This window comes from Streptomyces europaeiscabiei (assembly GCF_036346855.1).
In the GTDB taxonomy this organism is placed as follows: Bacteria; Actinomycetota; Actinomycetes; order Streptomycetales; family Streptomycetaceae; genus Streptomyces; species Streptomyces europaeiscabiei.
In genome coordinates this window covers 5,658,009-5,671,204 of the sequence record NZ_CP107841.1, presented here as the reverse complement: position 1 = coordinate 5,671,204, position 13,196 = coordinate 5,658,009, and the positions used below count along the sequence as shown (strand labels likewise).

Genomic DNA, 13,196 nt, shown 5'->3' with positions numbered 1-13,196 from the left:
GTGCGGGGCGGGCCACTGCGACCGCGTGGCGTGTTACTTGATGCCGATCTCGGCCAGCTGCAGACGGAACTTGGTGCTCTCGTCGGAGGCCGGGGTACCGAGTTTCGTCGCGGTCAGGCGCAGGTAGCGGCCGGTGGTGGAGGTGAGGGTGTAGGTCTGGGCGGCTCCGCTCGGGTTGGACTGGCCGGTGACGGTTCTGGCGGTGGTGTAGGTGCTGGATCCGTCGGGGCGCGTCTGGATCGTGAAGTCGACGGGGAAGCCCTCCGTACCGCCGCCCGCTCCCCCGGTGTCGGTGCGGGGGAAGAGGCGTACGGCGTCCAGGTCGGTGTCGGCGCCGAGGTCGATCTCCACCCACACGGGGTTCGCGCTGACGTCGGCCGAGGCGAACTCGTTGCTGGTGTAGCCCCTGGCACCGGACACGCTGGTGAGCTTGCCGTCGGTGAGCCGGTTCCTGCCCCAACTGGTGTTCTCCAGGCTGCTGTTGCTGGTGACCGTCCGCCCCAGAGCCAGGTCGTCGAGGCGGCCGACGCCCGTCGCCGTGAACGTCCACGTGCCCGGCTGGACCTTGAAGTAGACGTACGAGGAGTCCTTGCCGTCATAGCTCAGACCGCTGACGCTGCCCGTGGAGGAGCCGCCGGTGAAGACGGTGGTGCCGTTCGCCTTGATGACCGGCTGGGAGCCGCCGTAGGTGGGCACACCCGACTCGTCCGGCCGCTACCTGCGCCACAAGGACTTCCGGGTCCGCGCCGACGCGAGCAACGGCACGGCCGTCTTCACCAAGGACGCCACCTTCTGCGCCCGGCCGGGTTCCGTTACCGGCTCGGTCAGTCTGGAGTCGTTCAACTACCCCGGCCGCTACCTCCGCCACAACAACTACGAGCTGCGCATCGACACTTTCCAGGACAACGCCACCTTCCGCGCCGACAGTTCCTTCAAGGCGGTCAACCCCTGGGCCTGGCCGCTCCCCTGACTCGACAAAAGGGCGGCACCCCAGCTGGGGGTGCCGCTCTACCGTTTCTGTCTGCTCGGGCAGCTGAGACCGCGACGGAATTCGAACCCGCGTAACTCGCTGTGCAGGTTTGTCGGTGCTGGTCAGGGCGTTCCGGATGCGGTCACCCATCTCCGCCCCGAGTTGTTCCGCCGCTGAACCCTCCCTCGTGTGCTCTCGCAATGGCGCCCTTCCCCTTGCGCTTTCTGCCCGCGCTCGGGCAGGCAGACAACGGTCGAAGGGGATCCTTCGCGCCCCAAGCCAACGGCGTGCCCATGGCGTGCCCTTAAGAGCGGTCAATGACGGTCAACAGCAGTGTGATCCTGCACCCTCGGCCGCCTCACCGGAGCGCATACTCCCAGGTCGGAAGCTACCTGGCACCCCAAGCGCCGTCGCTTCCCAAGCTGAGAGCGCGAGTTCGAGTCCCACACGGTGTGCCCCTGGACGAGGGTGATCCACCCTCGTCCAGGGGCACGGTCCGGCAACGGAGGCTCAGTGCGCGGCGCGGCGGGCCAGCGCCCCGCGCGAGCGGGTCACCAGCGCGGCCAGCAGGGCGGCGCCGAGGGGCACGGCCACCAGGAGGGCGGCGAGTGTCTCCCAGGGGACGACGATCGGCACGTACGGCGGGGCGTCACCGGCGCCGCCCCAGCCATTGTCGAGAGCCTCCTGGTAGAAGCGCACCTGCTCGCGCTCCTCGGTGAGCCGCAGCCCGACCGCGGGCAGGACACCTGCAGCCGAGCCGAGGACCACACCCATCGCGGCGACCACACCGCACTGGAAGCCGCTGAGCGTGCGGCGCACCCGGGGCGGGGCGCCGACCGCTGCGAGCGTCTTGAGATCGGCCTCCGCGTCGGCCTGGGCGAGACCGGTGGCGATGCCGGCCGCACCGATGGTGACCAGGCCCGCGAAGACGGTCAGCGCGAGCAGGACGAGCCCGTTCTCGTCGACCCAGCCCTGCTCCACGGTCAGCTCGACGTCGCTGCCGAGCTTGGCGATCTCGGCGTCGAGCTTCTGCCGCTCCTCGGTGCTGGGCATCCGGTCGGTGCTGAAGTAGGCGCCGAGGGGGACGGTGGTCAGCCCGGCGGCCTTGGCGGCGGCGGGGCTGAGCACGCTCTGCAGTCCGTAGGAGTCGGGCGAGCCGGCCACCTGGTAGGCGGGGAAGGACTTCAGCTCGCCCGGGACCGGCTTGTTCTGCTCGGCGGCGCGGTCGGCGGCCTTCAGGTCGGTGATCAGCTTGATGCCGACGGTGCCGTTCCTGTCGACCTGGGGCTTGTGGAAGCTGAGGAGCTTTCCGTCGGCGAGGGCCTTGGCCGCGCCCGGGTCGTCGATGCCGAGGACCTTCAGGAGCGGGGCGTCGGCGATGAGGAGACCGCCCTCGACGTAGATGCCGTTGCCGTCGAGCGAGAGGCAGCGCCAGTCCTTGGCGAGCGCGCGCCGCTGCTCCTTGGTGTACTTCTCCGCCGGGTCGGAGCCGTCGGGGGTGCTGACCCACAGCGGGCACTCGTTGGCCGGCGGGGTGACGACCTCGAAGCGGCCACAGCCCTCGCCCTCGCCATACGGGGCGCAGCCGGGCTTGCCGACGGCGATCCGGAACACGTCGGCGCGGACGTCGACGGGCAGCGTCCGCTGCACGGCGTCGCGGACCTCGGGGACGTCCCGGCCGCCCTCCTCGGTGACGAGCGCGGCGACGGCCCCGTGCGGCAGGCTGGCCTGGTACTCGGCCAGACTCTGGGCGTCGTGGCTCGCGGCATACGTCGAGACGGCGACGGTGCCCGCGACGGCGGCCAGGACGGCGGCGACAGCGGGTGCCGTACGGCCCCGGTTGCGGACAGCGTCCCGCAGGGCGAGGCGCGGCGAGAGCGGCAGCCAGCGGCCGGCCCGGCCGAACAGGCCGACCAGGGCGGGCGTCATGGCGACCACACCCAGCTCGGCGATGGCCGAGCCACCCGCGACCAGGACGAACTGGTCGGAGAAGACCGAGCCGTACAGGGCGATGGCCGCGCCGAGCAGGAAGGCGCCGAGGCCGATCAGCGGCAGCACGCGGTTGCTGCGGCGCACGCCGCGACGGCCGGTGAGGGAGGCCAGGACGGTCTGCCGGGAGGCGGTGACGGCCGGGACGATCGCGGAGAGCAGGCCGGTGAGGACGGCGAGCGCGGCGATGGCGAGCAGTTCCAGCGGCTTGACGGTGAAGCCGCCGAACCGCTGCCCCATGTAGTCCTCGAGGAGCGGCCGGAGGGCGAAGGTCAGGATCAGGGCGAGGACCGTGCCGACCAGGGCCGCCGCGACACCGATGACGAGGCCGCCGCTCAGCATGATGGCCCGGATGTGGCTGCGGGCACCGCCGTTGGCGCCGACGAGGCCCAGCTGGCGGCGGGAACGACGGGCACCGACGGCGAAGGCGGGACCGGCGAGCAGGCAGATCTCCAGCATCGCCAGACCGACGACCGTGCCCACGGCGGCGAGATCGGCGGCGTCGGCGGCCCCGCTGCTCTCGTAGTTGGCCCAGCCTTCCTCCTGGTAGAGCGGCACCTCGGAGTCGGCGGGCGGGTCGAGGGCCACGGCGCGCGAGGTGACCACGACACCCTTGACGTTGATCGCCTGGACCGTGTTCCACGTGAAACCACCGGACTTCTTCACCAGGTAGGTGGTGGAGACGTCGGGCTTCGGCAGTCCGGCCTTCTCGACCGCCTTGGCGTACGGCGCGAGGAAGGCCCCCGGCAGGGCGTTGACCTGCTGTGCCGTGAGGTCGCTGGGCAGCTCGTACGAGCCGCTGATCACATAGGTGCGGTCGAAGCCGCGGGCGGTGAGGGTGGAGCCGACGGACAGCCCGCTGCTCTCCAGGAACCGGGTGGTCGCGGCGATCTCGTCGTTCTGCTCGGGGAAGCGGCCCTCCTGCAGCCGCATGATGCCCCGGGCGACGGGATCGGCGGCGGCCAGCTCACGGACCTCTGCCTGGAGCAGACCGTGCCTGGTGGTCAGCTTGGCGCTGCCCCCGCTGTCGGTCAGCACCGTCGAACCGGCCGGGATGCTCTTGGTGACATCGGTCGGGCCGTCGGGCCAGGACTTGCCCGGCGCGTCGTAGTCCCCGGCCGGGGTGTGCTGCTCGCCGTCGGGGTCCTGCAGGATGGCCACGCCGGCCGCCCCGGCGTCGGAGAAGCGAGCGTCGGCGGCACCCAGGGTGCGCTCCATCCGCTGCGCGGGGGTGAGTTCGGCGCTGCGCACGGTCAGGTCCAGGGCGCTCACGCCCAGGATCGGCAGCGCGATCATGGCGAGGACGAGGAAGCTGCGGCCCTTGGAGCGCCAGGCGTCACGGCGGGCGATGCGGACCGCGACCCGCCAGGAGTGGAACCAGGTCGTCACCGCTGGGCCGCCCGGCCGGTCAGGAGCGACTCGGCGTCGCTGCGTACGGTCTGGTCGACGACGGCGCCGTCCCGCAGGAAGACGACCCGGTCGGCCCAGGCGGCGAACCGCGGCTCGTGGGTGACCATGACGCCGGCGGCTCCGGCGTCGCAGCGGGAGCGCAGCAGGGCCAGCACGGACTCGCCGGTCTCGGAGTCGAGGGCGCCGGTGGGCTCGTCGGCAAGGACGAGCCGGCGGTCGCCGACGAGGGCGCGGGCGATGGCCACGCGCTGCTGCTGGCCGCCGGACATCTCGTCGGGGAACCGGTCGGCGAGATGGCCGAGGTCCATCTCGGCGAGGGCGGCGAGGGCCTCGGTGCGGGCCTTGCGGGCCGATATGCCGTCAAGTTCGCGGGGCAGGGCCACGTTCTCGGCGGCGGTGAGGGCCGGGATGAGGTTGTAGTCCTGGAAGACGTAGCCGATGCTGCGGCGGCGCAGGGCCGCGAGCCCCTTGATGCCGAGGGCGGTGACGTCGGTGCCCTCGACGAAGACCTGCCCGGAGGTGGGGGTGTCGAGGCCGCCGGCAATGGTGAGCAGGGTGGACTTGCCGGAGCCCGACGGGCCCATGACGGCGACGAGTTCACCGGGGTGGACGTCGAGGTCGATGCCGCGCAGGGCGTGCACCTCGGTGGCGCCGGAGCCGTGGACGCGGGTCAGGTTCTGCAGACGCAGCACGGGCTGCTGCTGTGTGGACATGGTTCCCCCTCGGGCGTACGCCGGCGAACGGCCGGACGTCGTTGCGACGGACGGTCGTTGGCGGCGCAGTGCGTACGGTATGGGTCTGGTCGGGTGGTTCGGAGTCTTCAGGTGGCACGGGTGGGTCGGGTGGAGCCGGTGGACTCGGTCGGTCCTGTGGGTCCGGTCGGCCCTGTGGATCCGGTGGTTCGGGTGCTCAAGGCCGGTCGTGAAGGGCGGAGATCACGGGCGGTGGCGTGCGGCCCCCTCTGCCCCGGCCCCCGCCCGCGCCCCCATCCCCGCCGCTCCCGCTGCCGCCCCCGGCGAGGCTGGCTCCGGCCCCGCCGCCGGGGCGGTCGACGAGAGACGGATCAGCCGGGACTCGCAGTGGTCGAGCCAGCGCGCCTCGGCCTCGGTCTGGAAGATCAGCTGCTCCAGGACGAGGAGCCAGGCGATGTCGTCCCGCTCCCGGTCCCCGTTCTTCTCCACGGCGGTGAGGGCCTGCGCCTTCAGCCGGGTGTAGTCCTGCATGGCCTTCACGGTGTGCCGGCGCTGGGACTGGATGACGTCACGAATGTCGACCCCGGGCGCCCCGACGGCCATGGCCAGCTTGATGGCCAGCTCGTCACGGGCCGGGCTGGTGCGGTCGACGGGGTTCTCGAACCAGCTGCGAAGTTCGGCGCGACCGCTGTCGGTGATCGCGTAGAGCGAGTGGCCGGCCTCGTCCTCGCCGTCCTGCACGACCATGCCGTCGCGTTCAAGCCGGCTGAGCGTCGTGTAGACCTGCCCCACGTTGAGCGGCCAGGTGGAGCCGGTGCGGGACTCGAACTCCGTACGGAGCTGTGAGCCGTAGCGCGGGCCGTGTTCGAGGAGGGCGAGAAGCCCGTGGCGGATGGACATACCGAGTATGTATACCGAGTAAGTCCGCGTGGACAAGCGTCCTGAGGCGGACGCCGGACGTCCGACTCAAGGGGGACCCGGGCCGTCGCGAGCCGCTCAGCGGCGGCGCATCCGCACCCCGAGGAAGCCGATGCCGAGGCCCACCAGAGCCAGCCCCACGCCCAGTGTGAACACGGGAATCCGCCGGTCGGAGACGTCGAGGGGGGCCTCGGTGCCGGTCCGGCGAGCGGCCACCGACAGCTCCGCAGTCGAGCTCTCGGCGGCCGGGGCGTCCGTCTTGGGTACCGCCTCGACCCCCTCGTCCGACTCCTCGGCGGGCTCCTCCTCTGTTGCCGTTCTAATACGAGCGGGCTTCACCGGGCTCGTGGAGGACGGCGAGCCGGAGGGGTCGGCCGGTCGGCCGGGCCGCTCCCGGCCCTCCCCCGCCGGCGCCCCCCGAGGGAGGCGGAGTCGCTGGGCGCGGGCGCGTCGGGCGGCCCCGACGGCTCGGGGGCCGCCGGACGGGCGGGTCCGGCGGGTCCGGAGAAAGGCGACGCCGACGGGGCGGACGGACGATCGGGCGGGATGGGTGGGTGGGTGCGGCGTTCGTGGCCGCGGAACCGTTCTTAGCGGGAGCGTGAGCGGGCGGTGCGGGGGAGACCGTCGCCGTGGCCGGGCGCGAGGGGGCCGGCGGGCGCGGGACGGACGGGATGGTGGGCGGCCCGGAGGGGTGCCTCACGGCGGCGGCCTCCGGCCGGAAGGCGCCGGCGCTCCGACCGGCGCGGGGGGCGCGCCCTCGCCCTCGTGCGCATCGCCCTCGTGCGCATCGGCCTCGTGCGCATCGGCCTCGTGCGCATCGAGGCCCAAGGAGTCCTCAACTCGCAGCAGGATGCTTGATGCGCGCCACCGCATCGAAAGACGCCATGTGTGCAGTCGCGACGGCCTCACTCGGCTGCCGTTCGAGTCGGAGCCACTCCCGGTCTCCGGCAGCCGACCGGAGGCCCTGATCTCCCCCATCCCTGCGTCGTGCCCATAGCGTGCCCTTCAGAGCGGACAATCACGGTCAACAACGGTGCAACCAGTCCCTCACACCTGCCGCCTGACAACGAATCTGCCCAGTTCAGCTGCCCTATGGCCGCGCAAGCACCGTCGCTTCCCAAGCTGAGAGCGCGAGTTCGATTCTCGTCACCCGCTCCATGATGAAACCCCAGGCCAGCGGCCTGGGGTTTGTGTATTGGCGGGGGTTCTCCGCCGGAGACCTGTCTGTAGACGCACGAAGATTGGGCACGTGGAGGGCACGAGTTCTCGGTGGCCATGGCAGGCTCACTGCTTCGGACCCCGAAAGGTGCCACCGACCTGCGATTTCGCTGTGTCAGCCCCATCGGCCACGTCTGTGAGCCTTCGGCTTGCCCGTCCCCTCGGAGAGACAGATGACGTTTACGGACGCCGCCGCACTACCGATTGCCCAACTCTTGCCCAGCAGGCAGGACTTCGACGAGCACGCCCCTGCTGAAACCGACGGACCAGGCGGCACCCAGGCGATGCCCCGTGTCCTCCGGATGACGACGTGGTCCGCCACCCTCGCCTGACGCAGGCATGGTGGAACCCCTCAGACGATGTCGTGGATGTTGTGCTCGGTGAAGTCGGATGCGTGCCGGGCAACGGCGCGGTAGTCGGCATCGTCGTGCAGGACAGCCAGTCCGTGATGGGCTGCGGTCGCGGCGATGACGAGGTCCACCGCCGAAGCGCTGCGGTGCTCCCCGGCCTGGGCCATACGGTGCTGCACCGCACCGATCCAGCGCCCCGCGTTCTTCGGCACCGCTACATCGGGGTACAGGTCGGTGAACATCTCCGTGATCTCGTCGTACTCGCGTCCGTTCCGCGCACTGTGAAGGAACTCGGCGCGCTGCACATAGCAGGATGCGACGGCCCCGGCGTCGATCGCGTCGTACCAAGCCGACTGCAGTTTCGGATCGCGGAGCAGCCGGACCAAGCCAGACGTGTCGAGCAGGTAGATCACCGGCTGTCCTTCTCCGCCCGGTGCAGACGCTCCGCGTCCTCGACGGCACCCCATCCACGCGCACGCTCGAAGTGGCGGCTGATGCGCGCCGCACGCTCCTGCTGCTCGGCATAGAAGCGCAGGGCGAGGTTGACTGCCTCCTTCTTGGTCCTGACCTTGGACAAAGCCATGGCACGTTCCAGGGCGTCGTCGTCGATGTCGATCTGGGTCACAGACACGCGGCACCTCCTACGCGATGTTGGTGATGTACAAAGAAGAATACGCCACCAACATTCGCGAGGCCACAGCCTGAGTGCCGGCAACGCCCGCGGCGGCCGCATCGTCATGCAGATCGTGCACGGCGGCCGCGCAGCTCACCGCGTACCTGTCCGTACGCGTCTGGGACGCCCTCGCCAGTTGAATACGCGGGCTCACGCGAGCTCAGCAGATTGGAACCTCTGGACAATGCGCCGGGGTGCGCACGGCTGCATCGGCATCCCGTACTTCGATCGCGGCGACGATCGCCGTGTGCTCCTCGGCCTGGTGGCGGACCGGATTGGGCAGAGGTGAATCGACCACCGCCTGCTGATGGCGATATCTGGATTCCAGGAATCGCCATAACTGCGAGGCCCAGCCGGCCACATACGCGAATGAAATAAGTACCATTCCCGGGCTTCTCTATCGGAGTTCGCTAGAGATCTTCAATGGCTGAGGTTACGGCGGTTGGAAGTCGAGGCCGGTCTTGGCGATGAGGCCGTCGATGAGGCCGGTCGGTACTGCATCCGTTTGAGCCGGTTCTTCACCAGCGCGGTGAGCTGATCGAGGCTGTGTTTGGTCAGATTGGCCAGGGACCGTTTGAGGTGTGACCAGACGCCCTCGACCGGGTTGAACTCGGGTGCGTAGGGCGGCAGTTGGTAGACGGTCAGCCATAATCGGGCGTCGATCAGCTGCCGCATGGTGTGGCTGACGTGCGTGTTCAGATTGTCCCAGACCAGGACGATCGGGCCGCCGAGCTGCTGGTGTGCGGCGTCGAGCAGGCGGGCGTAGTCGGTCTCGTTGAAGCCCTTGCGCCGGCCTTTGGCGGGGCCGCGGTCGAGGTGGATGCGGTAGATCAGCCGGGACCGGTGGCCGGACTTGGTGCAGCAGTGCAGCCATGGAAACACGTTTGGTGCCTGCGGCGGTGACCCGCACGACGGGTGTGTGCCCGCGTCGGCCCCAGGTACGGCCTTTGGGCGGCCTCAGCCCCTGGCCGGCTTCGTCCTCGAAGCAGAGCCAGGCGCCCAGGTCCGCCGCCGTCTTTTTATGACGGGCCACTGCTCGTCCTTCCAGACGGCGATCTTCTCCTCGTCGCGCTCGGTCGCCTTGCGGGAGGGGACCTGCACGCTCCAGCCGATGCGGTGCAGCAGCAGGTCCATCCCGGCCAGGGTGTACTCGACGCCGAACCGGCGGCGCACGACCTCGGCGATCCTCGCCAAAGTCCAGCACTGGTCGCTCCAGCCGGCAGCGGCAGGGCCGGCATCCAACACCGCTTCCAGCACACGCAGTTGACTCGTATCGAGCTTGCAGCGGGCACCGCCGGACCCCTTGGAGACCAGTGCCTGCCGACCGCCCGCAGCCAACGCACGCCGCCAGCGATTCGCCGACATCCGGGTCACCCTGAACCACCGGGCCACCTCCCGGTCACTGGCACCTGCCTCGATCAGATCGGCGGCCGCCAACCGGACCGCTCACGCCGAATCCGCTCCTCAGCGGTCAGCCCTCCGCCATCGGGATACCTCATCCCTCCGGCATATCGCAGCCCACGACAGCCGTCACGACCCCACGTAACCCGCACCCTTAAAGATCTCTAGCCCCGCCACCAGCAAAGCGGCCAGCGAGGCGCTTGTGGTTCTGTCGCGCATTCAGCTTGCCTGCCCGGGGACCTGCTTGGTGGCGTCGACGACCGCGCGCTCGGTGATCGCGCTGGTGTGCGCGACGGTACCGACCTTGAGGGGACTGTCAGCCATGGCCTTGACCACCACGACGCGCTCGCCGAGGAACCGCAGCGTCTTCTTGTCGAAGATCCACTCGGTGCGCTCGCCGGCTACGGGGTTCTCCCGCGCGATCGCGATCCCGTGCCTGCCCGTGGCGTCGACCGCGTCGTTCACCGCGACGACGCCGGGGATCTTGGCCGCGGCCTTGTAGAGGGCGGCGCCGACCTCGGCGGGCGGGTAGCTCTCGAACAGCAGATCGCCGATCGCGACGAAGGCCGCCTGGTCGCGGGGGACTGCGGGGTCCCGGACGGCGTCCGAAGCGCGGTAGATCCGCTGCAGCAGCGTGTCGGGGTCGGTCGGCAGCTCGGCCAGGGCGTTGTAGGCGCTGCTGTCCGGGATGTCGCTCTGCAGGGTGATGCCCTTGTCGCTGGTCTCACCGGCCTCGATCAGCCAGCCGTCCCTGCCGTCGAGGGATTTCCAGACCTGGCGGGAGTGCAGCTCGGTGCTGACCGCCTCGCTCTTGTTGTCGCCGTCGACCGCGATGTAGGTGTCGGCCACCTTCGAGGCGATGTAGATGTACTGGCCCGTGCGCGGGGTGGGCTCGGAGGTGTCGGCGGCGGCCAGGGAGATGCGTTCGAGGAGCTGGGGGGCGCCCTTGGCGTCGGCGACGCCGATCCTGGTGGTCAGTGCGGGGCCGGTGGCCAGGGCGGTCGTGCCGCCGTGGCCACCGGCCCCGCCGCCGGTGAGGGCGAGGCCGCCCGCGACCGCGCCGGCCAGGGCGAAGGCCGCGGCGGGCAGGAGGATCGTACGGCGCAGGAACGGGTTGGAGCGCTTCACGGGCGCGACCGGAGAGGTGGCGGACGTACGGGAGGGGGTGCGGAGGTCTTCGTGGATCCGGGCCATCATCTGCTCCTTGTGGAACTGGTGGCGGCCCGCAGGCAGATCCCGCTCGGCGGAGGGCAGCAGACTCTGCGTCTCCGTCCACTCGGCCGGGTGGGGCCGGTGGGAGGGGCTGGCGTTCATCGGTTTCCTTCCTGTGCGGACCGGACCGCGTATCCGCGATCACCTGTTATCTGCTGGTTCGTGCGAGTGGGTTCCCTTTTTTCTCCGAGCAGTTGCGCATCGGCGAGCTTGCGTAGCTTGGCGCGGGCGCGGGAGAGGCGGGAGCGGACGGTGCCGACCGGGATACCCAGGGCGCGGGCCGCCTCGGCGTACTCCAGCCCCTCCCACAGGCACAGCGTCAGGACCTCACGCTCGGGGCGCTTGAGCAGGCTGAGGGCGGCGAGCGTGGCGTTGATACGGCGCCGGTCGTCCAGGCGTCCGGCGGTCTCCTCGGCGTGGTCCTCGACCCGTTCCTCGGCGGCGTGCGCGGCGGCCGCGGCGCTCGCCGCGTTGCGGTAGCGGCGGTTGCTGCGGTGGTGGGAGCGGGCGACGTTGGTGGCGATGCCCAGCAGCCACGGCCGCAGCGAGCCGCCTTCGGCCTCGACCGAGGCCCGGCGCCGCCACGCCTCCATGAAGGTCGTCGACATCACGTCCTCGGCCAGCGACCAGTCGGCCGTCAGCCGGAAGGCGTGGTTGTACACCGCGCGGGCGCACGCGTCGAAGAGTTCCGCGAAGGCGTCCGGATCTCCGTTTCGCACCCGGGTTCGCATATCTGTGGTCACGTCTTGAGCTGACGTACGGTGCGGGCGAGTTCCGGTGAGACACGTCACAGCCGTCGTACAGGTCACCGGGGCGGTGACCGCACGAGGACTCTGTGGACAGGGCAGCCGCTCAGCCGCGCACCGCTCAGGCTGCGAGGCTCGAGAACAAGGGGGCCGATCTGATGCGGGACACGGTCCGGGGGTGCGCAGGCTGGTCGAGTAGCTGTTGGAGGTGTCGAGGCCGAACGCGGGCGCGGAACAGGCTGATCCGGCAACGCCCACCGGCACGGGCGGTCACCGGTCTCACCGACGGTGAACGGCGCCGTTGTCGTCGTACGCAAACCAGGCCGGGCTTCGGCAGAGCTGCTCGCCCACGGGCCGCAACACTTACGGCCCGGAGCGGCCGAGAACCGACGGGGCCCGGGCCTCGGGCTGACGATCGCGCCGGTCCGGGCACAAGCCATCCAGGCGCGCCCGGAATAGATCTCCCTTGCCCGACGATGCTCCGCCCTGTCCCGAGTGCAACAGCCCCTGTTGTCGCGCGGCCTGGTGCTCGCCGGGCAGGACGACGACGGCCGACGGACCTGCCGGACTTCGTGGCAGTGCACATGTAGTGGCAGTAGGCGGACCGACCAGGCGATCCGTTGGAGGTCTGCCCAGCATCGGAGCTGTTCCTCTGACATCCAACTCTGACATCAACAGGGCCGGACGGCGGCATACAGCAACATCTTCGGACGACCGTCGGACCTACCGACGACAGCCCAAGGGGTGTGCGTCGGATCGAAGTCCTAAAGCGGTGCTCCGAAAAGCCGTGCCGCACTCGGTGCGTGCGGTGGCTGTCATCATCATTGGATGGCAGACAGTCAGCTACCGGCAGGTTGGACCCTGGAGGAGATCCGCAAGGTCTCCGGTGACCGGAAGGCCGTACCTCTCGACACCGATCGCGTAGTGACGGGCTGGCCGGCGCAAGACGAGCGGCTCCACTCCGAGATCGTCTTGGGATTCCACGGACTCTGTCTGGTGAAAGCCGTCAACGACGACGACTGGTACATGGGCAGTCTGAACGACGACGGCAGCGTCACCTGCTGGAGCGCCTACAGCGACCTTTACGAAGCACTCCGCGGCCTCTAGTCCGACAGCGCCTATACCTGCTGGACGGCAACGCCCGTCTCGGTTTCCGTCTCATTCAGCGCCGTTCACGACCGTTCAGACGAGACCTGGGACGTTAGCCACCCAGACGCCCGGCCGCGCATGAACGCAGGTGAACGGCCCCGACCGAGGCCCCCGAGCCCAACACCACAGTTGGAAAGAGTGCGCCCCCGCCGGGATACCGTGCCAGTCATGCCAACCAAGCAAGTCTGTCCGCGCTGCGGGCAGGACTGGGTCCACCCGTACCGCTTCAGGGCCGATGGGACACCCTTCTCGCTGTGCACCGAGTGCGACTCGTTGTGGTGGCCGGGCGAAGCGGTTGAGGTGACTCACGCGAAGTTCCTCGATGATGTCGTAGCGGAACGCCTCGGCGTAGAGGGAAACCCGTGGGGCGATCTGCTCTGGGCCGACGTCATCGAGCCGACTCCAGACCACGGTGTAAACCCGCCGCACCACAAGCGCACCAGATAGGGCGGGGAGTAGCGGGGAATC

13 protein-coding genes and 1 pseudogene are annotated in these 13,196 nt (G+C 70.0%); 3 read left to right on the top strand and 11 right to left on the bottom strand.

Annotated elements, in window-relative coordinates; all coding sequences use genetic code 11:
* Positions 1-33 precede the first annotated feature (33 nt).
* Positions 34-696 (bottom strand): discoidin domain-containing protein, encoded by a 663-nt coding sequence (locus OG858_RS24780; protein WP_327724588.1) that lies wholly within the window; start codon positions 694-696, stop codon positions 34-36.
* Here OG858_RS24780 and OG858_RS24775 point away from each other — a divergent pair.
* The gene (locus OG858_RS24775) at positions 689-970 is read left to right on the top strand and encodes an AbfB domain-containing protein (protein ID WP_408059426.1); all 282 of its coding nucleotides are present in this window, start codon (positions 689-691) and stop codon (positions 968-970) included. The genes OG858_RS24780 and OG858_RS24775 overlap by 8 nt on opposite strands.
* Before the next feature lie 510 nt (positions 971-1,480).
* On the opposite strand, the gene OG858_RS24770 is transcribed toward OG858_RS24775, so the two are convergent.
* The 10 genes and pseudogenes from OG858_RS24770 to OG858_RS24720 form a co-directional block, all read right to left on the bottom strand.
* Positions 1,481-4,348: an FtsX-like permease family protein gene (locus tag OG858_RS24770; protein WP_086748116.1), complete on the bottom strand. Its 2,868-nt coding sequence runs from the start codon at positions 4,346-4,348 to the stop codon at positions 1,481-1,483.
* The gene (locus OG858_RS24765) at positions 4,345-5,082 is read right to left on the bottom strand and encodes an ABC transporter ATP-binding protein (RefSeq protein ID WP_086748115.1); all 738 of its coding nucleotides are present in this window, start codon (positions 5,080-5,082) and stop codon (positions 4,345-4,347) included. Before OG858_RS24765 ends, OG858_RS24770 begins: the two co-directional genes overlap by 4 nt.
* Before the next feature lie 222 nt (positions 5,083-5,304).
* Positions 5,305-5,961 carry a PadR family transcriptional regulator gene (locus OG858_RS24760; protein ID WP_328544440.1) on the bottom strand — a complete coding sequence of 219 codons (657 nt, stop codon included), beginning with the start codon at positions 5,959-5,961 and terminating at the stop codon, positions 5,305-5,307.
* 96 nt (positions 5,962-6,057) lie between these two features.
* Positions 6,058-6,195 (bottom strand): hypothetical protein, encoded by a 138-nt coding sequence (locus OG858_RS24755; RefSeq protein WP_319065623.1) that lies wholly within the window; start codon positions 6,193-6,195, stop codon positions 6,058-6,060.
* A gap of 1,354 nt (positions 6,196-7,549) precedes the next feature.
* Positions 7,550-7,960 (bottom strand): PIN domain-containing protein, encoded by a 411-nt coding sequence (locus OG858_RS24750; RefSeq protein ID WP_319172468.1) that lies wholly within the window; start codon positions 7,958-7,960, stop codon positions 7,550-7,552.
* On the bottom strand, positions 7,957-8,178 hold the full coding sequence (locus OG858_RS24745; protein ID WP_179200770.1) for a type II toxin-antitoxin system VapB family antitoxin: 222 nt from the start codon (positions 8,176-8,178) through the stop codon (positions 7,957-7,959). Before OG858_RS24745 ends, OG858_RS24750 begins: the two co-directional genes overlap by 4 nt.
* A gap of 202 nt (positions 8,179-8,380) precedes the next feature.
* Positions 8,381-8,581 (bottom strand): FCD domain-containing protein, encoded by a 201-nt coding sequence (locus OG858_RS24740; protein ID WP_328544441.1) that lies wholly within the window; start codon positions 8,579-8,581, stop codon positions 8,381-8,383.
* Positions 8,582-8,653: 72 nt separating this feature from the next.
* A pseudogene (locus tag OG858_RS48540) lies at positions 8,654-9,719 on the bottom strand (IS630 family transposase).
* A 121-nt stretch (positions 9,720-9,840) separates the two neighbouring features.
* Positions 9,841-10,935 carry a CU044_5270 family protein gene (locus tag OG858_RS24725; protein ID WP_327724585.1) on the bottom strand — a complete coding sequence of 365 codons (1,095 nt, stop codon included), beginning with the start codon at positions 10,933-10,935 and terminating at the stop codon, positions 9,841-9,843.
* Complete coding sequence (locus tag OG858_RS24720; RefSeq protein ID WP_086746438.1) at positions 10,932-11,576, bottom strand: RNA polymerase sigma factor; 645 nt, start codon at positions 11,574-11,576, stop codon at positions 10,932-10,934. Before OG858_RS24720 ends, OG858_RS24725 begins: the two co-directional genes overlap by 4 nt.
* Before the next feature lie 831 nt (positions 11,577-12,407).
* Here OG858_RS24720 and OG858_RS24715 point away from each other — a divergent pair.
* Positions 12,408-12,686: a hypothetical protein gene (locus tag OG858_RS24715; RefSeq protein WP_328544442.1), complete on the top strand. Its 279-nt coding sequence runs from the start codon at positions 12,408-12,410 to the stop codon at positions 12,684-12,686.
* Positions 12,687-12,896: 210 nt separating this feature from the next.
* Positions 12,897-13,175, top strand: a complete 279-nt coding sequence (locus tag OG858_RS24710) for a hypothetical protein (protein ID WP_327744466.1) — start codon at positions 12,897-12,899, stop codon at positions 13,173-13,175.
* Positions 13,176-13,196 lie beyond the last annotated feature (21 nt).